Origin of the sequence: Mycobacterium sp. 012931, assembly GCF_000419295.1 — a bacterium.
In the GTDB taxonomy this organism is placed as follows: Bacteria; Actinomycetota; Actinomycetes; order Mycobacteriales; family Mycobacteriaceae; genus Mycobacterium; species Mycobacterium marinum.
This window is the reverse complement of the sequence record NZ_AOPX01000001.1, coordinates 1,796,597-1,820,750: the sequence shown is the minus strand read 5'-3', so window position 1 is coordinate 1,820,750 and position 24,154 is coordinate 1,796,597. Positions and strand designations below refer to the sequence as shown.

Annotated in this window: 21 protein-coding genes and 1 pseudogene; 6 read left to right on the top strand and 16 right to left on the bottom strand. The window is 66.7% G+C overall.

Annotated features, from left to right (window positions below):
• Positions 1-30 precede the first annotated feature (30 nt).
• Both MMSP_RS08265 and MMSP_RS08260 read left to right on the top strand, forming a co-directional pair.
• On the top strand, positions 31-1,461 hold the full coding sequence (locus MMSP_RS08265; RefSeq protein WP_020786241.1) for a class II fumarate hydratase: 1,431 nt from the start codon (positions 31-33) through the stop codon (positions 1,459-1,461).
• Positions 1,462-1,557: 96 nt separating this feature from the next.
• Positions 1,558-2,538, top strand: a complete 981-nt coding sequence (locus MMSP_RS08260) for a DUF3824 domain-containing protein (RefSeq protein ID WP_020786240.1) — start codon at positions 1,558-1,560, stop codon at positions 2,536-2,538.
• 29 nt (positions 2,539-2,567) lie between these two features.
• On the opposite strand, the gene MMSP_RS08255 is transcribed toward MMSP_RS08260, so the two are convergent.
• The 5 genes from MMSP_RS08255 to glyA all read right to left on the bottom strand — a co-directional run bounded on the left by MMSP_RS08255 (position 2,568) and on the right by glyA (position 8,796).
• Entirely contained in the window at positions 2,568-4,016 is a 1,449-nt protein-coding gene (locus tag MMSP_RS08255) for an adenylate/guanylate cyclase domain-containing protein (RefSeq protein WP_051045886.1), read from the bottom strand.
• A gap of 52 nt (positions 4,017-4,068) precedes the next feature.
• The gene (locus MMSP_RS08250) at positions 4,069-4,944 is read right to left on the bottom strand and encodes a polysaccharide deacetylase family protein (protein WP_015356908.1); all 876 of its coding nucleotides are present in this window, start codon (positions 4,942-4,944) and stop codon (positions 4,069-4,071) included.
• Positions 4,945-5,015: 71 nt separating this feature from the next.
• Complete coding sequence (locus tag MMSP_RS08245) at positions 5,016-6,317, bottom strand: PhoH family protein (protein ID WP_012395935.1); 1,302 nt, start codon at positions 6,315-6,317, stop codon at positions 5,016-5,018.
• 314 nt (positions 6,318-6,631) lie between these two features.
• A complete protein-coding gene (locus MMSP_RS08240) occupies positions 6,632-7,459 on the bottom strand; it encodes an acyl-ACP desaturase (protein ID WP_020786238.1) in 828 nt (275 codons plus the stop codon).
• A 56-nt stretch (positions 7,460-7,515) separates the two neighbouring features.
• Positions 7,516-8,796 carry a serine hydroxymethyltransferase gene (gene glyA / locus MMSP_RS08235; protein WP_020786237.1) on the bottom strand — a complete coding sequence of 427 codons (1,281 nt, stop codon included), beginning with the start codon at positions 8,794-8,796 and terminating at the stop codon, positions 7,516-7,518.
• A gap of 161 nt (positions 8,797-8,957) precedes the next feature.
• Between glyA and coaA the strand changes: the two genes are divergently transcribed.
• Positions 8,958-9,896, top strand: a complete 939-nt coding sequence (gene coaA, locus MMSP_RS08230) for a type I pantothenate kinase (RefSeq protein ID WP_011738565.1) — start codon at positions 8,958-8,960, stop codon at positions 9,894-9,896.
• Between the two features lie 50 nt (positions 9,897-9,946).
• On the opposite strand, the pseudogene MMSP_RS29535 reads toward coaA, so the two are convergent.
• From MMSP_RS29535 to MMSP_RS08210, 4 genes and pseudogenes are all read right to left on the bottom strand, one after another.
• A pseudogene (locus MMSP_RS29535) lies at positions 9,947-11,364 on the bottom strand (PE family protein).
• A 205-nt stretch (positions 11,365-11,569) separates the two neighbouring features.
• On the bottom strand, positions 11,570-11,983 hold the full coding sequence (locus tag MMSP_RS08220; RefSeq protein WP_015356912.1) for a hypothetical protein: 414 nt from the start codon (positions 11,981-11,983) through the stop codon (positions 11,570-11,572).
• A 189-nt stretch (positions 11,984-12,172) separates the two neighbouring features.
• Positions 12,173-13,543, bottom strand: coding sequence for a hypothetical protein (locus MMSP_RS08215; RefSeq protein WP_020786235.1), 1,371 nt, complete (start codon positions 13,541-13,543; stop codon positions 12,173-12,175).
• Positions 13,544-13,780: 237 nt separating this feature from the next.
• Entirely contained in the window at positions 13,781-14,569 is a 789-nt protein-coding gene (locus tag MMSP_RS08210; protein ID WP_020786233.1) for a (2Z,6E)-farnesyl diphosphate synthase, read from the bottom strand.
• 146 nt (positions 14,570-14,715) lie between these two features.
• Here MMSP_RS08210 and MMSP_RS08205 point away from each other — a divergent pair, with 146 nt between their 5' ends.
• Positions 14,716-15,456 (top strand): hemolysin III family protein, encoded by a 741-nt coding sequence (locus MMSP_RS08205; RefSeq protein ID WP_012395942.1) that lies wholly within the window; start codon positions 14,716-14,718, stop codon positions 15,454-15,456.
• A gap of 24 nt (positions 15,457-15,480) precedes the next feature.
• Here MMSP_RS08205 and MMSP_RS08200 read toward each other — a convergent pair whose 3' ends face one another.
• From MMSP_RS08200 to mca, 4 genes are read right to left on the bottom strand one after another with little or no spacing between them, the layout of a single operon-like run.
• The gene (locus MMSP_RS08200; protein ID WP_011738571.1) at positions 15,481-15,864 is read right to left on the bottom strand and encodes a nuclear transport factor 2 family protein; all 384 of its coding nucleotides are present in this window, start codon (positions 15,862-15,864) and stop codon (positions 15,481-15,483) included.
• A gap of 13 nt (positions 15,865-15,877) precedes the next feature.
• The gene (locus tag MMSP_RS08195) at positions 15,878-17,902 is read right to left on the bottom strand and encodes a thioredoxin domain-containing protein (protein WP_020786232.1); all 2,025 of its coding nucleotides are present in this window, start codon (positions 17,900-17,902) and stop codon (positions 15,878-15,880) included.
• Positions 17,889-18,188, bottom strand: a complete 300-nt coding sequence (locus tag MMSP_RS08190) for a hypothetical protein (protein ID WP_011738573.1) — start codon at positions 18,186-18,188, stop codon at positions 17,889-17,891. Before MMSP_RS08190 ends, MMSP_RS08195 begins: the two co-directional genes overlap by 14 nt.
• A complete protein-coding gene (gene mca, locus MMSP_RS08185) occupies positions 18,185-19,057 on the bottom strand; it encodes a mycothiol conjugate amidase Mca (RefSeq protein WP_012395944.1) in 873 nt (290 codons plus the stop codon). The genes MMSP_RS08190 and mca overlap by 4 nt, the downstream gene beginning before the upstream one ends.
• 141 nt (positions 19,058-19,198) lie before the next feature.
• Between mca and MMSP_RS08180 the strand changes: the two genes are divergently transcribed.
• Positions 19,199-19,633 (top strand): DUF4307 domain-containing protein, encoded by a 435-nt coding sequence (locus MMSP_RS08180; protein ID WP_012395945.1) that lies wholly within the window; start codon positions 19,199-19,201, stop codon positions 19,631-19,633.
• Between the two features lie 231 nt (positions 19,634-19,864).
• Positions 19,865-20,359 (top strand): transcription elongation factor GreA, encoded by a 495-nt coding sequence (gene greA, locus MMSP_RS08175; protein ID WP_011738576.1) that lies wholly within the window; start codon positions 19,865-19,867, stop codon positions 20,357-20,359.
• A gap of 82 nt (positions 20,360-20,441) precedes the next feature.
• Here greA and MMSP_RS08170 read toward each other — a convergent pair whose 3' ends face one another.
• The 3 genes from MMSP_RS08170 to MMSP_RS08160 form a co-directional block, all read right to left on the bottom strand.
• Positions 20,442-21,608, bottom strand: a complete 1,167-nt coding sequence (locus MMSP_RS08170) for a cystathionine gamma-synthase (protein WP_020786230.1) — start codon at positions 21,606-21,608, stop codon at positions 20,442-20,444.
• Positions 21,609-21,707: 99 nt separating this feature from the next.
• Positions 21,708-22,511, bottom strand: a complete 804-nt coding sequence (locus MMSP_RS08165) for an RDD family protein (RefSeq protein WP_020786229.1) — start codon at positions 22,509-22,511, stop codon at positions 21,708-21,710.
• A 195-nt stretch (positions 22,512-22,706) separates the two neighbouring features.
• Positions 22,707-24,101 (bottom strand): cystathionine beta-synthase, encoded by a 1,395-nt coding sequence (locus MMSP_RS08160; RefSeq protein WP_036426325.1) that lies wholly within the window; start codon positions 24,099-24,101, stop codon positions 22,707-22,709.
• Between the last annotated feature and the right edge of the window lie 53 nt (positions 24,102-24,154).

Genomic DNA, 24,154 nt, shown 5'->3' with positions numbered 1-24,154 from the left:
CCCGCAAACCCGACCAGCAAGGACCCGCCAATGGCCCACAGCGCCCGCGACGATGCCGACAACGACACCGAATACCGCATCGAGCACGACACCATGGGCGAGGTCCGGGTGCCGGCAAAGGCACTATGGCGCGCCCAAACCCAGCGGGCGGTGGAAAACTTCCCCATCTCGGGCCGCGGTCTCGAGCGCGCCCAGATCCGCGCCTTGGGCCTGCTCAAGGGCGCTTGCGCGCAGGTGAACATGGACCTCGGGCTGCTGGCACCGGAGAAGGCCCAAGCGATCATCGCTGCCGCCGCCGAGATCGCCGACGGCCAACACGACGACCAGTTCCCGATCGATGTCTTCCAGACCGGCTCGGGCACCAGCTCCAACATGAACACCAACGAGGTGATCGCCAGCATCGCCGGCGCCAATGGCGTGGCGGTACACCCCAACGACGACGTCAACATGTCGCAGTCGTCGAACGACACCTTCCCAACCGCCACTCACATCGCGGCCACCGAGGCCGCCGTCAGCCACCTCATCCCCGCCCTGGAGATCTTGCAGGACGCCCTGGCCACGAAGGCTCTCGAGTGGCAGTCGGTGGTCAAGTCGGGCCGGACCCACTTGATGGACGCGGTTCCGGTCACGCTGGGCCAGGAGTTCAGCGGGTATGCCCGCCAGATCGAGGCCGGCATCGAGCGCGTCCGCGCCACGTTGCCCCGACTCGGCGAACTGGCCATCGGCGGTACCGCGGTCGGTACCGGACTCAACGCCCCCGAGGGCTTCGGCGTCAAGGTGGTGTCGGTGCTGGTGTCCCAGACCGGGCTGCCCCAATTGCGAACGGCGGCGAACTCTTTCGAAGCCCAAGCCGCACGGGACGGATTGGTCGAGGCCTCCGGGGCGCTGCGCACCATCGCGGTGTCGCTGACCAAGATTGCCAACGACATCCGCTGGATGGGCTCCGGTCCGTTGACCGGTTTGGCCGAAATCCAGCTGCCGGACCTGCAGCCCGGCAGCTCCATCATGCCGGGCAAGGTGAATCCGGTTCTCCCCGAGGCTGTTACGCAGGTCGCGGCGCAGGTGATCGGCAACGACGCGGCGGTGGCCTGGGGCGGCGCCAATGGCGCCTTCGAGCTCAACGTCTACATCCCGATGATGGCCCGCAACATCCTCGAGTCATTCACGTTGCTGACCAACGTCTCAAAGCTGTTCGCGCAGCGCTGCATTGCCGGGTTGACCGCCAACGCCGAGCACCTGCGTGAACTCGCGGAGTCCTCACCGTCGATCGTGACACCGCTGAACTCGGCGATCGGCTACGAGGAGGCGGCCGCGGTCGCCAAGCAAGCGCTCAAGGAACGCAAGACGATCCGCCAGACCGTCATCGATCGCGGCTTGATCGGCGACAAGCTCTCGCTCGAGGAACTCGACCGCCGTCTCGACGTGCTTGCGATGGCCAAGGTCGAAGCGACCGACGACTAGGCCGACCTAGGTCCGTGCCGGGCGACTGGCTACGCCCGCGCGGTTGCGCGACCCCCTCAACCGAGGCGGTTCAAGGAAACGAGGATGGTTAGGCGTATGACGACTCCTCCCGGTGGGCCCTATGGCCAGGATCCGGCCGGCTACAACCCGTATGGTCAGGCCCCCTACGGGTACGGCCAGCCCCAGGCCGGCGGCCAATACCCGTACCCACCGACCGGGCCGTACACCAACCCGCAGGGCGGTGCGCCTTCCTACGGGTCGGGCACCTATCCACCCCAGCAATTCCCCCAGGCCGGTCAGCCGTATGGCACCGGCCCCGGCTGGCCGACCGGGCCGTACTCACCCGGACCGCCGCCGAAAGGACCGGGCTCGAAGGCACCGTGGCTGATCATCGCCGGTGTCGCCGTGCTGGGCGTACTGGCGCTGGTAGTGGTGCTGGTCTTTACGCTCGGCGGCAACAAATCGAACAACGCCGGCCCCTCGGGCACCTCCGCGACCAGCGGCGCTTCGACTTCGGAGCCGGACAACTCCGAGCAGAACGCGACCGGCTGCACCCCCAACGTGTCCGCCGGTGAGCGGCCACTCGGGGAGATCATCAGTGCCGGCAAGTTGTCGTTCCCGATCAGCGCGGCACCGGGCTGGTCGGTATTCGGCGACGATCAGAGCCCCAACCTGATTGGAGCGTTGGGGGTCGGCCAGGAGGTACCCGACGCCAGCCAGTGGATGATGCAGGCCGAGGTCGCCGTCACCAACTTCGTGGCCAGCATGGATGTCAGCGAGCAGGCATCGAAGCTGATGCAATGTGTGGTCGACGGCCCCGGCTACGTGCAGTCGTCGCCCACCCTGGGCCCCACCAAGAAGTCGTCGACCACCGTCGACGGGGTCAAGGCGGCTCGAGTTGACGCCGACATCACGATCGCCGACACCTCACGCAACGTCAAGGGTGACTCCGTGGTCATCATCGCCGTCGACACCAAACCGGTCACCATCTTCCTGGGCGCCACACCCATCAGCGATGCCGCCTCGGCGGCCACGATCAGCAAGGTCATTGCGGCACTCAAGGTCGACAAGTCCTGAAAACCGACAAGTACCGAGCCGAACCCGCGCTAGCCGGCCTCGGCCGGGGCACAGACGTGCGTGGCTTCGGAGCGGCCGCGCAGCACCGTGGAATAGCACTGGATCCAGCGACGGCACTCGGCCTCATGGGCGCGGTCAAGCGCCGCCGCCGAACACAGAATCCGCCGCTCGGAGGTCTTGGCGAGGTCGGCCAGCCGTGCGGCCTCATTGACCGCGTCGCCGATGACCGTGTATTCGTAGCGGTTTTCCGCACCGATGTTGCCGGCAAAAACCCGCCCCGCCGAAACACCGACACCGAAATCCACCGCCGGTAGGCCACGCAGCTGGGTGCCCAACGCGCGCGCCGTCGCCAGCGCGGCCGACGCCGGATCACCGGTTCGCAGCGGCGCTCCGAAGACGGCCAGCGCAGCGTCACCTTCGAATTTGTTGATCAGCCCCTGATGCTCATCGACGGCGTCGACGACTATCCGGAAGAAGTCGTTGAGCACTTCGGCTACCTCTTGCGGCGGGCGGTTTTCGGCCAGCTGCGTGGAGCCCACCAGGTCGATGTAGAGAACCGCCGCCTCCACCACTTCGCCCGGCGACCCGGAGCCCTCTTCGAGGGCGCGGCGTGCGACATCGGTGCCGACATGGCGGCCGAACAGGTCCCGGAGGCGTTCCCGCTCTTCCAGGCCGGCCACCATGCGGTTGAACCCCGTTTGCAGGCGCCCAATTTGGGAGCGCTCGTAGGAACCGACGTAGGTGCCGATGTGGCCGTGCTCGACCTGCCCCATGGCGTCGACGATCTCATCGAGTGGATCGGAGATGGATCGCGAGGTCAGGATCATCGTCGGCAGCCCGAGCAACAGGGCGGCCAACGATACGACCAGGATCGGCACATCCAGCGACGCGGACTGTTCAATGACCCACCCGTAGGACCGCAACACGATGAAGGTCCCGATGACCCCGATGGGCAAGGCGCTGCACAGGAACCAGAGCAGGACCAGCCGGGCGAACACGCCGGGGACCGCCAGTCGCGGCTGGCCGCCCCGGGTGGCCACCCCCACGATGGGCCGCAGGGTGCGTTGCGCCAGCAGCATGCCGGTGCCCGCGGCGGCGGGTCCCCCCAGCACCACACCGAGCAGAATCGGCAGCAGGATCTTGGTGCCGTCCGCGTGGTTGAGCAGCATCAGGACTGCCCCGGATGCGGCCCAGGCTCCGACCAGGATCAGCGACTGGCGACCACCGAGCCGCAGCGCGGCTTCTCGCTGCGCCTTGGTGGGCGGGTGCCCCGGGACGAACCACTGCAGGGTGGGGGCCAGGGTCAGTGCTCCGGCAACCGCGACGCTGATGATCCCCAGCACCACCAGGACCGACACCACCGGCAGGTTTCGTTGGGCGAAGTCGACGTAGGTGTGACCGCGCAGTGGGATCAAGATCGCCGATGCATCAACGACGGCGATGAAGTAGGCCAGGGCGAGGTCGAACGCGTATTGCAGTAAAAGCCTGCGGGCGGTCTTCGGCTGCGCTTGGCCTGCCGAAGCGCTGGTGCTAGGCACCGTTATTGGGCCCGCCTGAGTTCTGACCCGCTATGTCGGTGATCGGGAAGTTCGGCATGGGTTTGGGCGACGGGGTGTTGGGCAACGGCGGGATGTCGCTGGGCGGAATGTCGCGCAGTTCGTCGACGGGCGGGCCGTTGTCCCGGCTGCCGTAGCTGCTGCCGGGCGCCCGCGGCCCGAGCAGCTCGCTGACCGTCACCAGGCGATAGCCATTTGCCTTGAGCACCGGAATGAACTGGTAGACCAGGTCGACGGTGCTCGAGTAGGTGTCATGAAACAACACCACCGAACCCGGCTTGATCTGCCTCATCAGCATGTAGCGCGTGGCCGCGGTGTTGGAGTCGTTGGCCCAGTCGAAGGGGATGACATCCCAGAGGATTTCGGCTTGGCCGTATTTTGCGGCGGTCTGGCGCACCGCCGCGTTGGACAGTCCCCCGGCGGGACGATAGAGCGTGGGTGTGCGACCCGTCGCGGCTTTGATCGCGTCGTTGGCCCGGGAAAACTGGCCGGCGATGTCCGCTTCGGGGATGGTCGTCATGTTGGGGTGTTCCCAGGTGTGGCTGCCGATCTCCATGCCCGCTTCGGCGATGCGTTTCGCTGCCGCGGGGTTGGCCGCCACCTTGTTGCCGATCAGGAAGAACGTGGCCTTGGCGTCGTTGTCCTTCAGGATTTGCAGCAGACGATCCGTGAACGGGCTTGGACCGTCATCGAAGGTCAGCGCGACACATTTGACCACCGCGCAACTCTGGTCATCGGCACGCGTGACATGGCCGGTCAGGCTGCCGATCACCAGCACGGCCACCGCCGCAACGACCCCGACGACCATGCGCCAATACCGCCAGGCCTGGTTGTCGGGTCGTTTGCGCACCTTGGCAGCCTACCTGGCGCTGGGCACCCGATCCCGCCATCGCGGGGTCTCGCGCCCTGGTCAGGGGCCGATCAGTGCGGCCCGGCGATCTCTTCGAGCATCTCGGTGACCAGCGCGGCGATCGGGGACCGTTCACTACGCAGCAGCGTGATGTGCGCAAACAGCGGATGCCCCTTGAGTTTCTCGATCACCGCGACAATGCCGTCGTGGCGGCCGACTCGCAGGTTGTCGCGCTGCGCGATGTCGTGCGTCAACACCACCCGGGACCCGGTACCCAGCCGCGACAGCACGGTCAAGAGCACGTTGCGTTCCAGCGATTGGGCTTCGTCGACGATGACGAACGAGTCATGCAACGAGCGGCCCCGGATGTGGGTGAGCGGCAGCACCTCGAGCATGCCCCGGGAGAGAACCTCCTCGAGCACCGCCGGGCTGGCCAAACCTTCGAGCGTGTCGAAGACGGCTTGGGCCCATGGCCCCATCTTGTCGCTCTCGCTGCCGGGTAGGTAGCCCAGCTCCTGGCCGCCCACCGCATAGAGCGGGCGGAAAACGACCACCTTGCGGTGAGTGCGGCGCTCGAGCACCGCTTCCAGGCCGGCACACAGCGCCAGCGCCGACTTTCCGGTCCCGGCTTTGCCGCCCATCGACACGATGCCCACCGACTCGTCGAGCAGCAGGTCCAGCGCTACCCGCTGTTCGGCCGAGCGACCCCGCAAACCGAAAACCTCGCGGTCACCGCGGACTAGCTGCACACGTTTGGCCGCGGTGACCCGGCCCAGCGCATGTGAACTTCCGCCCAGCAGCCGGACCCCGGTGTGGCAGGGCAGATCGCGGGCTTCGGCCAGGTCGATCTCTCCGTCGGCGAATAGGGCATCGATATCCCCTGCAGCCGTTTCGATTTCGTGCATCCCGGACCAGCCGGAGGCTACGACGTCCTGCGCGTGGTACTCGTCAGCCGCCAAGCCCACCGCAGCGGCCTTGACTCGAAGCGGAATGTCCTTGCTGACCAACGTAACTCGTCTGCCCTCGGCGGCAAGGTTGGCCGCGCAACTCAAGATGCGAGAGTCGTTGCTGTCGGTACGGAATCCCGCGGGCAGCACCGAAGGGTCGGTGTGGTTGAGCTCGACGTGCAACGAACCACCTTGTTTACCAACCGGAATGGGCTGATCCAGCCGCCCGTGTTCCAGTCGAAGGTCGTCGAACAACCGCAATGCCTGCCGGGCGAACCAACCCAACTCATGGTGATGCCGCTTGGCTTCGAGCTCACTGATTACCACCAGTGGAACCACCACTTCGTGCTCGGCGAACCGGCTGCAGGCCCAGGGGTCGGACAGCAACACGGAGGTGTCCAGCACGTAAGTCCGAATATCGGTCACAGAGCGCTCCTCGAGCGATTGCCGCTCGGGCGGACCCGCACGAGCGTGTCGACGCGGGCCGCGGTACCAGGACCGGGGCCGGTCCTGCCGTTGTAGTGACGGAAGGTGCCGCCCTGGCAGCTGAGCAAGTCGCTGACCATCACCTGCGACGCTACTCCGGTGAGCACACCCACGCAGGACAGGCGCGCCGAGGCAAGCACACCTTGACGACGACGGACCGCGCGGTCGCGCCGCGCAGGAGCTGAGCGGTCAAGCCCAACAGACGAAAACGATGCACTGCGCCAGGCGCAGTGCATCGTTTTGTCGAAGTCGATCTAGCCCGTCACGAACTGCTTGAGCGCAGGCTCCTCAGCCAATCCCCATTCGGTGATGCGGCCCGAAACAACCTGCTTGAGCTGGTCCGCGCCAAAGATTCCGGCCTCGGCAACGTCGCGCAGTTTGTCCTGGTAGGCGTCGATGTCGGCACCGGGGGCCTGCAGATCGCCGGCCCGGGCGGCAATCGCGGCGATCGTCTCGTCGCGGCGGGTGGCCAGGCAGTGGTCCACAAGATTGGCAAAGAACAACTCGTGACGCGCTTCGTCACGGCCGATCCGGTCGATCATGCCGGCCAGGACGGGTTCCTCGATCTGGGCAGCCAGGTTGCGGCAGAAGGCGACCAGGGAGCGCTCGTAGAAGGCCATGTACACGAGAGTTTCGACCTGCGTGTACTTCTCGGCCCGGTACCCCTTCATCACGTACTGGACGCGGACGTCTTCGTTGAGGACCGGGTCGACCTCGCGAGTCACCACCAGGTAGTCGCGCAGAGCGATGGCGTGCAGGTGCTCCTCAGCGGTCCATCTACCCAGCCAACGACCCCACCAGTCCTCGAGAATGAAGTGCTCGACGAGTTCGCGGTGACGGCCGGCCAGGTTGTCCTTGAGGATCAACAGGATCTCGCAGGCATCGGTGATCAGCCTGGGCAGCGTCGTCTGGGAGGGATCCCAGTCACGTCCACCGAGGAAGGCGAAGTTCTCGCCCTGGTCGAAGGGGACGAAGTCGTGGGCGAACCAAATGTCCTCGGTGTCGAGGTGGCGAGCCATGTTCTGTTCGACCACGGGCTCAAGTTCGAGGGTCAGCGCATTAGCGACAGGTTTCTGTGCCATGCGGTAACTGTAACCCTCATACACAGGATAATTAAAATCGACCCCCCGTGTCGCCGTCAGCGATCTACGAGATTCCACTCCTCGAGGCCCTCGTAGAGGGGAAAGTCCCTGGCCAGACGGGTTACCCTGGCCCGCAGCGCGGCCACATCGGCCGAGCGCCCGGCCGCGAGGGCGCCCGCGATCACGTCGGCGACCTCACTGAATTCGGCATCGCCGAACCCGCGGGTGGCCAATGCGGGAGTCCCGATCCGCAAGCCCGAGGTCACCATCGGTGGCCGCGGATCGTTGGGGACAGCGTTGCGGTTGACCGTGATTCCCGCCTCGTGCAGCAGGTCTTCGGCCGCCTGGCCATCGAGCGGGGAATCACGCAAATCGACCAGTACCAGGTGCACGTCGGTGCCGCCGCTGACCACCGAGACCCCCGCCTTGGCGACGTCGGAAGCCATCAGCCGATCGGCGACAATCCGGGCACCCGCCAGCGTGCGCCGCTGCCGATCGGCGAATTCGAGCGTGCCAGCGATCTTGAGTGCCACCGCCTTGCCCGCGATGACATGCATGAGCGGACCGCCCTGCTGGCCAGGGAAAACCGCCGAATTGATGGTCTTGGCGAATTCCTGCTTGCCCAGGATCATGCCCGACCGGCCGCCACCGAGCGTCTTGTGAATTGTGGTGGAAACCACATCCGCATGCGGCACCGGGGACAGATGCAATCCGGCAGCCACCAGCCCGGCGAAGTGGGCCATGTCGACAAACAACTGGGCGCCAACCTCATCGGCGATGGAGCGGAAGGCCGCGAAGTCGAGCACCCGGGGATAGGCCGACCAGCCGGCGATGATCACCTTCGGACGGAACTCGAGCGCCTTGGCCCGCACCGCGTCCATGTCGATCAGGTGCGTCGTCGGGTCGACGCCGTAGAAGCCGTTCTCGTACAACTTGCCGGAGAAGTTCAGCCGCATGCCGTGGGTCAGGTGGCCCCCATTGGCCAGATCCAGCCCCAGCAGCCGCTCCCCCGGCGACATGAGCGCATGCAACACCGCGGCGTTGGCCTGGGCGCCCGAATGCGGCTGCACGTTGGCGAAATCGGCGCCGAACAGCGCCTTAGCCCGGTCGCGGGCAATGTTTTCCACCACATCGACGTGCTCGCAACCGCCGTAGTAACGCCGGCCCGGCAGGCCCTCGGCGTACTTGTTGGTCAAGACACTGCCCTGGGCCTGCAATACCGCTCGCGGGACGAAGTTCTCCGAGGCGATCATCTCCAGCGTGTCCCGCTGCCTACCGAGTTCCTTGCCCAGCAGCGCTGCGATGTCGGGGTCGACCTCAGCGAGCGGAGCCTCCATCACAGAAGCATTTCTCGGCGCGGATTTTGGGGCGGAAGTGCGAGCGTCAGGTGCGGCAGTCACGGCCGCCAGTGTATCCAGTGGTGCCGTTGCGGGCCCGATCCCCCAGTACCGCTGGCCCCAGGCGACAAGCATGCCCTCGCCCCTGTAAGACTTATGCCATGTCACGGCTTAGCGAGCCGAGCCCCTATGTGGAGTTCGACCGAAGGCAGTGGCGCGCGCTGCGAATGTCGACACCGCTGGCTCTCACCGAAGCCGAACTGATCGGCCTGCGCGGCCTCGGGGAACAGATCGACCTGCTCGAGGTCGAAGAGGTCTTCCTGCCCCTGGCCCGGTTGCTTCATCTTCAGGTCGCGGCCCGTCAACGACTGTTCGCCGCTACCGCGGAATTCCTGGGTGAGCCACAGCAGAACCCTGACCGGCCGGTGCCGTTCATCATCGGCGTGGCCGGCAGCGTGGCAGTCGGCAAGTCGACCACCGCCCGCGTGCTTCAGGCCCTCTTGGCGCGCTGGGATCACCATCCCCGGGTGGACCTGGTCACCACAGACGGATTTCTCTACCCCAACGCCGAGTTGGAGCGACGAAATCTGATGCACCGCAAGGGCTTTCCAGAAAGCTACAACCGCAGGGCGCTGATGCGGTTCGTCACGTCGGTGAAGTCCGGGTCCGACTATGCCTGCGCACCGGTGTATTCACACCTGCACTACAACATCATCCCCGGAGCCAAACAAGTCGTCCGCCATCCCGACATCTTGATCTTGGAGGGACTCAACGTACTTCAGACGGGCCCGACGCTGATGGTGTCGGATCTGTTCGATTTCTCGCTGTATGTGGACGCCCGAATCGAAGACATCGAGCAGTGGTACGTGTCGCGGTTCCTGGCCATGCGCAGCACCGCGTTTGCCAACCCGGAGTCACACTTCCACCACTACTCGGCGCTGCCCGACCCGGAAGCTGTGGTCGCCGCGCGCGAGATCTGGCGAACGATCAACCGACCCAACCTCGTTGAAAACATCCTGCCGACTCGGCCGCGGGCAACATTGGTGCTGCGCAAGGATGCCGACCACTCCATCAAGCGGCTGCGGCTACGCAAACTGTAGGCCGCGGCGCCGCTAGGTTGATCCGGCGCCGAGTCAGCCCGGGGCCTGACTTAAAGGCCGCTCGCCCCATTCGCACCCCACAGTGACCCGCCGGTGCCTCCGGCACCGCCGCTGCCCGCCGACCCGTCGGCAAAGCCGGACCCGCCGGTGCCGGCCGCGCCGCGCTCACCGCCGGCGCCGCCATTGCCGATGTGCTGGGCGTCGCCGCCGGCGCCGCCATCACCGCCGTCACCCCCATCGCCGCCAATGTATTGGTCGTGAGTCGTTCCGCCTGGGCCGCCGCTACCGCCGGCCCCGCCCGCACCGCCGTCGCCGTATAACCAGCCACCGGTGCCACCACCGCCGCCGTTGCCGCCGTTGCCGCCGGTGCCCCCGCTGCCGCCGAACCCGTTCGGGTATCCCGAGATGCCAGCGCCGCCGGTACCGGCAGCCCCACCGGCACCTCCAGCCCCCCACATGCCGGCGGAGCCGCCCAGGCCGCCGTCGCCCGCCTCGCCGCCATTGCCGCCGCCTCGGGGAGCATTGCCGGAGGTGACATAACCGCCACCGTCCCCGCCATTGCCGCCGGCGCCGCCGGCCCCACCGTTGCCCAACAACGCCCCGCCGGCTCCGCCGACGCCGCCAGAGCCGCCATTGCCGACCAGCCCAGCCGCACCGCCGCTCCCGCCGCGGCCGCCACCACCACCCGGGTCGGGGAACTCGCCACCGCCGGCCCCACACCCCCGTGCCCGCCGCTCCCGCCGGATCCACCGTCTCCGCACAACCACCCGCCGCGTCCACCGGTGCCGCCGTCACCGCCGAGCGCGCCGACGCCGCCGGTGCCACCGACACCGCCCGCCCTGCCGGCACCCAACAAGAAGGCGTTACCCCCGCCGCCCCCATTCGCCCCGACACCGCCATTGCCATATAGCCAGCCACCGACACCACCGGTGCCGCCGGGCGCCAGCGCCCCGCCGCTGCCCCCGGTCCCACCGTTGCCGAGCAGCCCCGCATCACCGCCGTTACCGCCGGCAGCCCCACCGGTGGTGCTGTTCCAGCCGTTGCCACCGTTGCCGATCAACAATCCGCCCGCGCCTCCGTTGGGATTGGCGGCGGTGCCGTTGGTGCCGTTGCCGATCAGCGGACGTCCCAACAGCGCCTGGGTAGGCGCATTGATCAACCCCAGCAGATCCTGCAGTGGCGACACGTTGGCCGCCTCGGCGGCCGCATAGGCGCCGCTGGCTCCGCGCAACCCCTCGAGGAACTGCTGGTGAAACGCCGCGACCTGCCCGCCGAGTGACTGATAGGCCTGGGCATGCCCGGCAAATAGCGAGGCCACCGCCGCCGAGACGTCATCTGCGCCGGCGGCCAGCACCCCCGTCGTCGGGACAGCGGCGGCCGCGTTGGCCGCGGTGAGGGCCGAACCGATGCTCGACAGTTCCGTTGTGGCATGCGCCATCAGGTCTGGGGCGGCTATCAAATATGACATCACTGTCCTCTAGAGGTTTACCCCCGCCGAACAGCCGGATCGTATCTCGGATCACCCATCGATCCGAGCCGATTTGAGCATTCCAACCTCATCGTCAGTCACCGCCGGCTCTCCCGGGCCGCGGAACCCGCCACCGCCCGACATGGCTGGTGCGGGGCACCCACCTCAGCTATCGGGGGCGCCCCGCACCAGCGGGAAGGGGAGTTCAGGCCGTGATACGACGCACTCCCAGGTACTGCAGCCCGGCAAATGCCGCTGTGAACACGCCGCTGGCCACTGTCGCGGCCACCCCGATGCCAGTCATCGGCACTAGTTCGGCGGCGACGATCGCGCCCACGGTGTAGACGAGGTTGCCGACGACCACCCCTATCCCGGCGCGACGCAGGTTGGGTATCGCGGCGAGGCCGAACACCAACAGGCCGTAGAGCACGAAGAAGGCACCGATGCTGTATTCCTGAGCGGATGTCAGGCCGGTCAGCGACGAGATCGGGTCGGCGGCCGCGGCGAGGGCCAGGCCCATGAGTCCGGTCAATGTGGCGTCCGCGCGCATCGCGAAACGCAGCAGTGCGTCCGTCGAATCGGAGAGGGGCCGAGTTGTCGGGCCCGAGATTGCGGTCATTGCATTACTCCTTGGGGCTGTGCGAGAAGGCGGTCGGTGGAACAGTTTTGAGACTGCCGCCTGCGCACTGCCAGATCGACGCATGGCACTGCCAACTGCTGCCATAGGCCCCGTGACCAGGTCGTTCTCCCCGCCGTCAGGCAGTTGCGGGCAGTGCCGTCAACGCCCGCCGGGCGGGGGCCGGCAAGACTAGTCGCTGGCCACCGTGATGCGCCCGCGCAAATCGGCCGCGATCAGCCGAGCAGCCGCGTTCTGCCAGTTGTGCAGTGACCGCTGCGGGACCTCGGTCACCAGCCATTGCCAGGCCTGCCGGGCGATGGGATCCAAACCCGCCGCGGTGGCATTCTGCGCGTAGGCGCGCACACCGACGACGTAGGGAAAATACAGCGAGTTGTAATAACGCCACTGTTCGGTGGTTCCGAAATCACCACCCTCACGCGGCTTGAGTCGCTTGATGCCGTCGGCCAGGACGGCCTTAAGTTCGTTGGCCCGTTCCAGCGGCTGGTCGGGAACCCCACGGGTGGCCAGCCGCTGATCGATCACGGGCAACGCGGTCAACGGGCTGGCGACGAGCTTGGCCAGGTCACCGTAGTGCCCCAGCGCTCTGCGGGTCAGCCTGACAAAGGTCTCGTCATCGATGCCGGCAAGCGGATCCGCCGACCGCAGCGGTAGCGCCGCACCGGTGTGGCGCAGTGCCGCGCGGTCGGCGCGCAGTGCCGGCGATTTCGAAAACGCCAGCCGGTCCAGTACCCCGGCCAGTGGGTCGGCCAACACCTGCACGGCGATGGCGATCGACAGGCTGGTGAACAGCAGCACCGTCAGCACGGTCGAAGCGGTGGGCTCATCGCGGATCAAGGCCAACCCGATCAGCGCCTGACCGCCCAACACACCCGCGACCGCCATCGCGCCCGCAAACGAGCGCAGCATGTCCGCGCGCAACGCCTGGCCTTCGTCGAAGGCGTCCCATACCGCCACGGCCACGCCGAGCAACAACACGTCGAATCCCGTTGAGGCCAGGGCCAGCCAGCTGGGCACCAGCCCCAGCGGAATCACCAGGATGGCATTGCCCAGCGCGAAGAACAGCGTCGCGACGATGACCACGCCGACCACCGACATCGGCTGCGCCGGCCGCACCAACACGGCCACCATGGCGCCCAGCGTTGCCGCCGAGATCACCGCAAACATCAGCCAGTGACCGGGCCGCAGTGGCCCTGCCACGCTGCCCGCGATGGTCGCACCCAGCAGGGCCAGCGCGCCGACGGCCGCGATCAGCAGCAACTCGGCTTTGCGTGCCCAAGGGCGCTCGGGCGCCACCGACAACTCGAGCAGAACGCCGAACCATGCCACGCCCGGCACGGCGACCAGGTAGATCTCCAGCTGACCGAGCAACTGGGCGTGGGCCATGCTGGTGTTGCGCACCGCATCCAACGCCAAGACAAGGGCAAACCCGCATAGCCCAATGGCGGCCAATATCAGCACCGGCTTGCGCGGGTCGCGGGCCAGCAGGTAGAGCCCCAGCCAACCGCTGAGCGTGAACACCACCGCCGACAGCGCAGCCATGCGCCCAGTGTTCCACGCCAGCGCCTCGCCGTACCGCCGATGCGGCCTCGCCGGTGCCACGCCGTCGGAGAAGGAATCGATGGTTGAACCAGATCATGAACTCCTGCTGGTTGTCCCCCGGTTCTGCCCCAATTGCAGTCGGAGGTTGGCGCCCACCGAGTCGGTCGAGCCGGTGCCGCAGCGCCAGCCCTGGTAGATCGAGGGGCATCCCAGCGGCGGGCTCAGTGCCGCACGCGATTACTTGCCGTACCGGCGATGGCGCATGCTGTAGTCGCGCAATGCGCGCAGAAAATCGACCCGCCGAAACGCTGGCCAGTGCGCCTCGGTGAACCACATCTCCGAGTAGGCGCTCTGCCATAACAGAAACCCGGACAGCCGCTGCTCGCCGGACGTGCGGATGACCAGATCAGGGTCGGGTTGCCCCGAGGTGTAGAGGTTCTCCGAAATGCCCTCAACGCTCACCGCGTCGATAAGCTCCTCGGCGGTCGCACCGTCGGCGAGTTCCTTGCTCAGCAGCGCCCGCACCGCGTCGACGATCTCGCGACGCCCGCCGTAGCCGACTGCCACGTTCACATGGAACTGCGCGGTGGCCGGCGTGGATTCCACGGCCTCGCGCAGCCGGCGCGCCGGTTCATCGCCGAGCAGCTCCAAGTCGCCGACGGTGCGCACACTCCAGCGGTTGGCCGGGGCACAGATCTCTTCGACGACGTCGGTGATGATCTCGATCAGCGCCGCCAGCTCGTCGGCGTCGCGCTGCAGGTTTTCAGTGGACAGCAGGTAGACGGTGGTCATCTCGATGCCGGCTTCCTGGCACCACCGCAACATCTCGGCGATCTTGGCGGCACCCATCCGGTAGCCGTAGCTGACGTCGTCGTAACCCGCATCGCGGGCCCAACGGCGATTGCCGTCGCACAGCACCGCGATGTGCCGCGGCAACTCGGAACTCGTGGCTGCCAGGCCTTGCCGCAGCCGCAGCTCATACAGCCGATACAACGGCTCCTTGAGCCGCGGCGGGATGATCTCCACGAGGATCCAGACTACTGTGACGCGCACCAAATTCCGGCCTTGATTCGCCGCAAGATCACGCCAAGTCGTAAGCCCACTCACGCTCGGGGCGACTACTGTGATCGGTGACCGATATCCGGCGATCACCAGACGGGGCAATGGGCGAAATGAGCAGCCAGGCCAGCATGGCCAGCACCGCAGAACCCGAACCACAGGGTCTAGCCGTTCCCAACGCTGCGCATCACCTCGTCGAAGGGGTCGCACGGGCGCTCACCAAGCCGCGCTTCCGCGGCTGGATCCACGTCTATTCGGCCGGCACCGCTGTTTTGGCGGGCGCATCGCTGGTTGCGGTCTCCTGGGCGGTGGGCTCCACTGAAGCCGGCCTGGCCACGCTGGCCTACATTGCGGCCACCGTGGTGATGTTCACCGTCAGCGCCACCTATCACCGAGTCAACTGGGCGTCCGCGACCACGCACAAGTGGATGAAGCGGGCCGATCACTCGATGATCTTCGTGTTCATCGCCGGTAGCTACACCCCGTTCGCCCTGCTGGCATTGCCGGGCCATGACGGGCGAGTGGTGTTATCGATCGTGTGGGGCGGTGCGATCGCCGGGATTTTACTCAAGATGTGCTGGCCGACCGCGCCGCGCTGGGTCGGTGTCCCGCTCTACCTGCTGCTGGGCTGGGTCGCGGTCTGGTACACCGCGACGATTCTGCACAACGCCGGGGTGACGGCGCTGGTGCTGCTGTTTGTCGGCGGCGCCTTGTACAGCATCGGCGGCATTCTCTACGCCGTGCGCTGGCCGGATCCGTGGCCCTCGACGTTCGGCTACCACGAGTTCTTCCACGCCTGCACCGCAGTCGCGGCGATCTGCCACTACATCGCGATGTGGTTCGTGGTGTTCTGAGCGCTACAGCAGCGCCTCACGTGGCTACAAATGAGTCACGTCGGCCGCTGACCAATACGCCTTCATCGCGGCCACTTTGCCGGAGCGATCGAACGCCATGACCTCGATGGGCTCCACCCGCATCTTGCTGTCGCCGCTGGTCACGGTCAGCCGGAACTGAAAAGCCGCCTCGTTGCCGCACACCCGCAGCGACACCAACTCGCACTCGCGCGTCAGGCCCGCGATCGCCGAATAGAAGCCGTGGATGGCTCGCGTACCGATGTGCACCTCTCCCCCGACCGGATCCTCGAGGGTCGCGTCGTCGGCGTAGAAGCCGACCAGATCGTCGGCGCCGCCGTCGGCCAGCACCGACATGTATCGGTTGACCGTTTCGGTAATCGCTTGGGACCTCTCAGCGGAATTCGGCATGTGACGCACGCTACTACCCGGGCACTGGCAGAGCTGCGGCCAGTTCGTCGGTACCGGTCACCGGCAGGTCGCAGACCCGTCCCCGGCAGACATAGGCGGCGTCCGCACCCGCCACCCGATCCCGTCCGATCAGCAACGGTGCCGAGTCCAGCCGACCGCCGACGACGATGGCTCCGCCCGGCGCCAGCCGGCGGGCGGCGGCCAGTAGCTCTGACTGCGGATCGTCGCAGGCAACCGCGATCTGCAGCGGTCCCCGCACCGCCGCCTCCGCGACGGACAGCCAGTGCCCGGCCGACCTCGGTGCGCGTGCCAGCAAGACCGAATGTTCGCGCAACGTTTCCGTGGCGGCTTGCAGGTAGCGCGGGGCGCGGTCGTCGGCGACCAGGTGTGCGGCGGTCAGCAGGGCTTCGGCGATCGAAGACGCACCCGAAGGCGTGGCCCCGTCGAGCGGGTCGCCCGGGCGCAGCATCAGCCGCTCGGCGTCGTCGGCGGTGTCGAACCAGCGACCGGGCCGCTGCGGATCGCCGAAGTGCGCCAATGCGGTATCCAGCAAATCGCAGGCCGAGGTCAGCCAACCCGGTTCGGAAGTCAACTGATAGAGCGCCAACAGGCCGGTGGCCAGCATGGCATGGTCCTCGAGGATGGCCGCGCTGTCGCCGACCACACCGCCCAGGCTGGCGCGGCGCAACCGGCCGTCGACCACGTGCAAGTCCAGCAACACGCGTGCGCAACGCCGCGCGGCTTGCGCCAATTCGGGCTGCTGCAGGGCAATGCTGGCCTCTACCAGCGCCGTGATTGCCAACCCGTTCCAGGAGGTGACGACCTTGTCATCGCGACCGGGTTGCGCGCGCCCGCGCCGGGCCGCCGACAGTGCGCCGCTGACCCGCTGCAGCCGCTCGGCGTCGTGCGGATCCGAGGGCAGCTGCAACACCGACGCGCCGTGTTCGAAGGTGCCGGCCGCGGTCACCGCGTAAACCTCTGCGGCCCAACGGCCGTCGTCCTCACCTAGGAGCTCGATCAGCTGTTCGGGAGTCCAGACATAGGTCGAACCCTCGCGGCCGTCGGTGTCGGCATCCAGCGAGGAGGTGAACATGCCGCCAGCGGCCAGCCCGTCCAGCAGAAACCCCGCGGTCTGGGCCGCGACGCGGCGCGCCAACTCATCGCCGGTCCGCCGGGCCCAGTGCGCATAAGCCCGCAACAGCAGCGCGTTGTCGTACAACATCTTCTCGAAATGCGGTACCACCCAGGCCTTGTCGACGCTGTATCGGGCGAAGCCGCCGGCAAGTTGGTCATAGATGCCGCCGCGGGCCATCGCGGCGCCGGTGCGCGACACCGCAGCCAGTGCGGCCGGGGAGCCGGTGCGCTCGTAGTGCCGCAGCAACGCTTCCAGCAGCGCCGGCGGCGGGAACTTGGGCGCGGTGCCCCAGCCACCATGAACCGTGTCCTGCTCACCCAAGACGACCGCGACGGCATGGTCACACAGCTCCGGCGCCACGTCGGGACCGCCGCCGGGCGGTCCGGACGCCATCGAACGCAACTCACCGGCAATGTGGTCGGAGGCCTCCTCCACCTCGCCGCGACGTTCCCGCCAGGTCTCCGATACGGCCGAAAGCAGCTGCAGAAAACCCGCTTTCGGGTAGTAGGTACCGCAGTAGAAGGGCCGCCCATCAGCGGTCAGGAAGCACGTCATCGGCCAGCCGCCCTGCCCGGTGAGGGCAACGGTGGCGTTCATGTAGACCGCGTCGATATCGGGCCGTTCCTCGCGATCCACCTTGATGTTGACGAAGCCCGCGTTCATCACCGCCGCCACCTCGTCGTCCTCGAACGATTCGTGGGCCATGACGTGACACCAGTGACACGCGGCGTATCCGATCGACAACAGAATCGGCACGTCGCGCGCGGCGGCGTCAGCCAGCGCCTGCGGTGTCCATTGCTGCCAATGCACGGGGTTGTCGGCGTGCTGGCGCAAGTACGGACTGGTGGCCTGCGCGAGGGTATTGGTTCCGGAGAAACCGGCCGATGAATCAGCCGGGGTCATCGGCCGGCCCCGGCGATCGCGTGGTGGCGCCACCGTCCGCGGCGGGCGGTTCCTCGACGTCCACCACATCCGTGCCCTCGTCGGCCGCCTGATCCGGCTCGGGGTGCGCACGATCGAAGGATTCCGGGACCTTCCTGAGTTGCCGGTTCATCGATCGCAGCAGAAACAACGTGGCGATGACCAAGACCACGACGACGAGCAGCCCCAACGGACTGGCCTTGCCGAAATCGGGTCCGGTATTGCGCGGTGCATCGTCTGCAATCACAGTGAGCAGAAACTGGTTCATTGGCTCGACTCGATTCCGGCGAACAACTCGGTCTCAGGCAGACCGATGGGGATGCGCGAGCGGGCCAACTCGAATTCCTCGGTCGGCCAGAGTTCACGCTGCCACGACAGCGGCGCCGCGAAGAATTCGGCGTTGGGGTCGATCTGGGTCGCATGCGCTCGCAAGGCGTCGTCGCGTTGGGCGAAATAGCCCGAGCACTCAACGCGGGTGGTGACTCGGTTGGCAAACGGATCGTGGTCGGGATGCCAGTGCTCGAGCCACTTGCCGAACGGACCTTCCTGGCCGCGCTTGATGAACTCGTCTTGCAGAATCCGCATGCGCTCCCGCAGGAAGCCGTGGATGTAGTAGAGCTTGGACACCGTCCAGGGCTCACCGGCATCCGGGAACCGCAGATAGTCGGCAGCGGCCTCGTAGGCGCCGATGGAGACCTGGTGGCAGCGGATGTGGTCGGGGTGCGGGTAGCCGCCGTTCTCGTCGTAGGTCGTCATCACGTGGGGCCGGAACTCCCGCACCACACGTACCAGCGCTTCGATGGAATCTTCCAAGGGCACCAGGGCGAAACACCCCTCGGGCAGCGGGGGCGGCGGATCCCCCTTCGGCAGTCCGGAGTCGACGAACCCAAGCCAGGTGTGCTCCACACCGAGAATCTCGGCCGCCTTCGCCATCTCGTCGCGGCGAATTTCGGAGATGTGCCCGTGCACGTCGGGCAGATCCATCGCCGGGTTGAGAATCTCGCCGCGCTCGCCCCCGGTCAACGTCACCACCAGCACGCGATGACCCTCGTCCGCGTACCGGGCAAGAGTGGCGGCGCCCTTACTGGACTCGTCGTCGGGGTGGGCATGCACCGCCATCAACCGCAGTTTGCTCACGTGCTCCCTTGTCCGTCTGCTGGTCGGGCCGTCTGCTCGCCGGCCGATTGCGCCACTATAATTTCAGTTCTCAATCGTTCCATCTTGTCGTCCGGCGCCTGACGCCCGCCTACAGCCCTTCCCCGATCCGCCAAGCCAGGCATGAATCCAGCACCCATATCCCGTCCCGAAGCCCGCTATGGGCGGTCTCGACTCTCCGGTAGGTCGCGGCGCTACATCCTCATCGCTCTGGCGGTGTTGGTGGTGGTGGCCGGGACCGTGCTTGCCGTGATCGGCTACCAGCGGATCGTCACCAACGCCGTCACCGGCAAATTGGCCGGCTACCGCGTGATCGATGAGCAGACGGCATCGGTGACGATCAGCGTGACGCGGTCAGACCCGTCACGGCCGGTCGATTGCATCGTGCGCGTCCGGGCCAAGGACGGTAGCGAGACCGGCCGGCGAGAGGTCCTGGTGCCGCCCTCGGACCAAACCACCGTGCAGGTGACGACGACCCTGAAATCGAGCAAGCCGCCGTTGATGGCGGACGTATACGGTTGCGGCACAGATGTGCCCGCTTACTTGCGCTCACCTTGACCGCGCAACAAACCCCGAACTGCGCATATGCAGTCACCGACTGTTAGCGCGGTGGTAACATGGCTAGATACACGGTCCTGACCGGGACCGTGTATTGCTGCATTAATGGCCGTGAGCAGAAGCGGAGTGGCAGCGACCGGGGTGGGGGCCCGCGTACGCCCGATACCGGGTTGATGCGGGATCAGCAACTTGCGCGCATGCGCCAAAAGACAACACAAGGAGCGCCACGAGATGACGGATACTCAGGTGACCTGGTTAACCCAGGAGTCACATGACCGACTCAAGGCCGAGCTCGATCACTTGATCGCCAATCGTCCGATCATCGCCGCCGAAATCAATGACCGCCGCGAAGAGGGCGACCTGCGCGAGAACGGCGGCTACCACGCCGCCCGCGAAGAGCAGGGCCAGCAAGAGGCCCGCATCCGCCAGCTGCAGGACCTGCTCAACAACGCCAAGGTCGGCGAAGCGCCCAAGCAGTCCGGTATCGCCCTGCCCGGTTCCGTGGTGAAGGTCTACTACAACGGCGACCAGTCCGATAGCGAGACATTCCTCATCGCCACCCGCCAAGAAGGCGTCAACGACGGCAAGCTCGAGGTGTACTCGCCGAATTCCCCGCTCGGTGGCGCCCTGATCGACGCCAAGGTCGGTGAGACCCGTAGCTACACCGTGCCCAACGGCAGCGTCATCGAGGTCACGCTGATCAGCGCCGAGCCCTACCACTCCTGACCTGACGAGCAGACACAGAATCGCACCCAGCGCGCGCTGCGCGTGCGATTCTGTGTCTGCTCGCGGGCTGCTCGCGCCGGGGTTAGCCCAGCGCCTGTTTGAGGTCGTCGAGGAGATCGGCAACGTCTTCGATACCGACCGACAGCCGCACCAGGTCATCGGGCACTTCCAGCTGCGAACCCGCGGTCGACGCGTGAGTCATCGCGCTGGGATGCTCGATCAGCGACTCCACACCGCCTAGCGATTCGGCCAGGATGAAGATGTTCGTCTTGGCGCACAGCTGTTCGGCGGCGGTGCGGCCGGCTCGCATCCGCACCGAAACCATGCCGCCAAACCCGCGCATCTGCCGCGCCGCCACGGCATGGCCGGGGTGACTGGGCAGCCCTGGGTACAACACGGTGCTGATCGCGGGATGTTCGGCGAGGAATTCCGCCACGGCAGCGGCATTTTCACTATGCCGCTGCATGCGCAGGACCAGGGTTTTCAGGCCGCGCATGGTCAGGTACACGTCGAACGGGCCCGGCACCGCGCCCGCCCCGTTCTGCAAGAAGGCAAAAGACTGGTCCAGCTCTTCGTCATTGGTCACCAGTGCGCCACCCACCACATCGGAGTGACCACCGATGTATTTGGTGGTGGAATGCAGCACCACGTCGGCGCCCAGCGATAGCGGCTGCTGCAGCGCCGGAGATGCGAAGGTGTTGTCCACCAGAACTTTCGCCGAGCTGTCCGCACCCAGCTGGGCGATGCCGGCGATGTCGGCGATCGACAGCAGCGGATTGGTCGGTGTTTCCACCCAAATCAGTCGGGTGGTTGGCCTTATCGCCGCACGCACCGCATCCAGATCCGCCAGGGCTACCGGTGTGTACTCGACGTTCCACCCGGTGAAGACCTTGTCAATCAACCGGAAGGTGCCGCCGTAGGCGTCGTCGGGGATGACGACATGGTCACCCGGTCGCAGCATTGCCCGCAGCGCGCAGTCGGCGGCGGCCATGCCGGAACTGAACGCACGCCCGAACGCCGCGTCTTCAACCGCGGCAAGCGCGGCTTCCAAGGCGGTGCGAGTCGGATTGCCGGTTCGCGCATACTCATAGCCGCCCCGAAGCCCGCCGACACCATCCTGGGCGAAGGTGCTGCTGGCATAGATCGGAGCGTTGACGGCTCCGGTCGCCGGGTCCGGGCGATAGCCGGAATGAATGGCTCGTGTTGCGAGTCCGGCGAACCGGTGCTGCGCCTTGTGATCGTCCTTCATCGATGACCAGCCTAATAGCGAACGCCACCCCGGCCGTAATCGCACGGCCGGGGTGGCGCTTTGCTAATCACTCACTGACACAAGTGAGTTGCGTTGCACTCAGAGCGGTAGGCAAACCGTCGTCATGATCTTGTCGGCAAGCGTCTGCCGCTTGGCGTCCCACAGCGGGAACAGGAACCCGATGTAGCAGATGATCGCGTCGACGATGTGCGCAAGCTGGCGCACCACCGACATTCCGAAGCCCAACGGCTCCCCCGTGGTTTCGCTGACCACCTTGAACTTCATGATCGACTTACCGATGCTCGAACCGGTGGTGCCTTGGCGGTAGCCGTAGTCCCATACCAGGTAGGCCAACCCCACCAGGGACAACAACCACTGCGCCAGCTGACCGATCATCGACGGCTGGGATACGCAGTACTGGCCAATGTCGTACTGACTGATGTCGGTCACGCACGACGAGGTCGTGGTCACCATCATGATCAGCCAGCCGATGCCGGTAACCACAACGTAGGGCGCGAAGTCGATGAGCGCGGCCAGCACGCGAGTGATCCACGGCGTGTAGGACTCCGCCGGCAGTGCACGAATCGCCGGCCCCGGTGGGGGCGGTGCGTATCCACCCGCCGACGGTGGTGGCGGCGGCGGGTAGCCACCTTCCAGCGGTGGTGGTGGCGGAGGCGGCGGATAAGCGCTGGTGCCGGGCGCCGACGGCGGCGGCGGGGGCGGCGGATAACCGCTGGTGCTGGGCGACGGGGGCGGTGGCGGCGGCGGGTAGCCGCCCCCGCTGGGCGCCGAGGGAGGCGGTGGTGCTTGGTACCCACCAGCGGGCGGCTCCGACCCACCGGAGGATCCGGGAGGCGGAGGCAGTGGGGGGTAAGACCCGCCGGGAGGCGGCTGATCGGTCATGGGCAACCTTCCACTCGGAATTAGCTGAAGTAGGCAGCCTTACAGTACCTGAGGTTGGCGGTCTGCGGAGAGATCAGGCTAGAGCTGCGCCCGAGCCGCGATTCGCGCCATTACCAGCATGGTTGGGCACCGTCGGGGAGGTAGCTACCAGCCGATTTTGTTCCTAGCCGACCTAAGTTGTGGCGCCACGGCGGACTAGCGCCGCAACGCCCCTTCGGAAAGGAATCCCAACAAGTCATACCGGGTGATGACCCCGACCGGCTTGCCCTCCTCGACGACCATCAAGGCATCCCAGTCCCGCAATGCCTTGCCTGCCACACCGACCAATTCACCGGCGCCGATCAGCTTCAGCGGCGGGCTCATGTGCTGGGAGACGGCGTCGGCCAGCTTGGCCTTGCCCGAGAATACAGCCGAGAGCAGTTCGCGTTCGGAAACGCTGCCGGCAACTTCACCGGCCATCACCGGCGGCTCGGCGCCGACCACCGGCATCTGCGACACGCCATATTCCCGCAGGATTCCGATGGCATCGCGCACCGTCTCGGAGGGGTGGGTGTGTACCAGAGCCGGCAACGCACCGGACTTGCGCCGCAGCACATCACCAACCGTGGACGCATCGGTCCTGCCGTCGAGGCGGCTGCGCAAGAAGCCGTACGACGACATCCACGCGTCGTTGAAGATCTTCGACATGTAACCGCGCCCGCCGTCGGGCAGCAGCACGACAACCAGCGCGTCGGGCCCTGCTTGTTCGGCGACCCGCAGGGCGGCCACCACCGCCATCCCGCAGGATCCGCCCACCAGCATCGCCTCTTCTCGGGCCAGCCGCCGGGTCATGTCAAAGGAGTCGGAGTCCGACACCGCGATGATCTCGTCGGGCACCGCGTGGTCGTAGGCCGCCGGCCAGAAGTCCTCGCCCACCCCCTCGACCAGGTAGGGCCGCCCGGTCCCGCCGGAATACACCGACCCCTCCGGGTCGGCGCCGATGACGCGGACTTTGCCGCCCGACACCTCCTTGAGGTAGCACCCCGCGCCGGTGATCGTTCCACCGGTGCCGATGCCGGCAACGAAATGCGTGATCTTGCCATCGGTATCGGCCCAGATCTCCGGGCCGGTGGTCGCGTAGTGGCTGGCCGGGCCTTCGGGGTTGGCGTACTGGTCGGGCTTCCACGCACCGTCGATTTCTCTGACCAGCCGGTCAGAGACGCTGTAGTAGCTGTCCGGATCCTCCGGCGGCACCGCCGTCGGGCACACCACCACCTCAGCGCCGTAGGCCCGCAAGACGTTTCGTTTGTCCTCGCTGACCTTGTCGGGGCAGACGAATACGCACTTGTAGCCCCGGTGCTGGGCGACCAGGGCCAAACCCACCCCGGTATTGCCCGACGTCGGCTCGACGATGGTGCCGCCGGGTCGCAGCGCTCCACTGGCCTCGGCCGCGTCGATCATCTTGATCGCGATCCGGTCCTTGGAGCTGCCGCCAGGGTTGAGATATTCGACCTTCGCCGCCACCGTGCCGATCCCGGCCGGAACGACCGCGTTCAGGCGAACCAGTGGTGTGCCGCCGATGAGATCACTGATGTGCTGGGCGATCCGCATGGGCTTCATCGTGTCAGGCCGGTCCCGGCGAACCACACTCCGGGTACGGCGCG

Excerpts from the sequence above, each read along its gene's own strand:
- MMSP_RS08265 (WP_020786241.1), top strand. The coding sequence starts at position 31 with ATGGCCCACAGCGCCCGCGACGATGCCGACAACGACACCGAATACCGC.
- MMSP_RS08260 (WP_020786240.1), top strand. The coding sequence starts at position 1,558 with ATGACGACTCCTCCCGGTGGGCCCTATGGCCAGGATCCGGCCGGCTAC.
- MMSP_RS08240 (WP_020786238.1), bottom strand. The coding sequence starts at position 7,459 with ATGGCACAGAAACCTGTCGCTAATGCGCTGACCCTCGAACTTGAGCCC.
- glyA (WP_020786237.1), bottom strand. The coding sequence starts at position 8,796 with ATGGAGGCTCCGCTCGCTGAGGTCGACCCCGACATCGCAGCGCTGCTG.
- coaA (WP_011738565.1), top strand. The coding sequence starts at position 8,958 with ATGTCACGGCTTAGCGAGCCGAGCCCCTATGTGGAGTTCGACCGAAGG.
- MMSP_RS08220 (WP_015356912.1), bottom strand. The coding sequence starts at position 11,983 with ATGACCGCAATCTCGGGCCCGACAACTCGGCCCCTCTCCGATTCGACG.
- MMSP_RS08215 (WP_020786235.1), bottom strand. The coding sequence starts at position 13,543 with ATGGCTGCGCTGTCGGCGGTGGTGTTCACGCTCAGCGGTTGGCTGGGG.
- MMSP_RS08205 (WP_012395942.1), top strand. The coding sequence starts at position 14,716 with ATGAGCAGCCAGGCCAGCATGGCCAGCACCGCAGAACCCGAACCACAG.
- MMSP_RS08200 (WP_011738571.1), bottom strand. The coding sequence starts at position 15,864 with ATGCCGAATTCCGCTGAGAGGTCCCAAGCGATTACCGAAACGGTCAAC.
- MMSP_RS08195 (WP_020786232.1), bottom strand. The coding sequence starts at position 17,902 with ATGACCCCGGCTGATTCATCGGCCGGTTTCTCCGGAACCAATACCCTC.
- MMSP_RS08190 (WP_011738573.1), bottom strand. The coding sequence starts at position 18,188 with ATGAACCAGTTTCTGCTCACTGTGATTGCAGACGATGCACCGCGCAAT.
- MMSP_RS08180 (WP_012395945.1), top strand. The coding sequence starts at position 19,199 with ATGAATCCAGCACCCATATCCCGTCCCGAAGCCCGCTATGGGCGGTCT.
- greA (WP_011738576.1), top strand. The coding sequence starts at position 19,865 with ATGACGGATACTCAGGTGACCTGGTTAACCCAGGAGTCACATGACCGA.
- MMSP_RS08170 (WP_020786230.1), bottom strand. The coding sequence starts at position 21,608 with ATGAAGGACGATCACAAGGCGCAGCACCGGTTCGCCGGACTCGCAACA.
- MMSP_RS08165 (WP_020786229.1), bottom strand. The coding sequence starts at position 22,511 with ATGACCGATCAGCCGCCTCCCGGCGGGTCTTACCCCCCACTGCCTCCG.
- MMSP_RS08160 (WP_036426325.1), bottom strand. The coding sequence starts at position 24,101 with ATGCGGATCGCCCAGCACATCAGTGATCTCATCGGCGGCACACCACTG.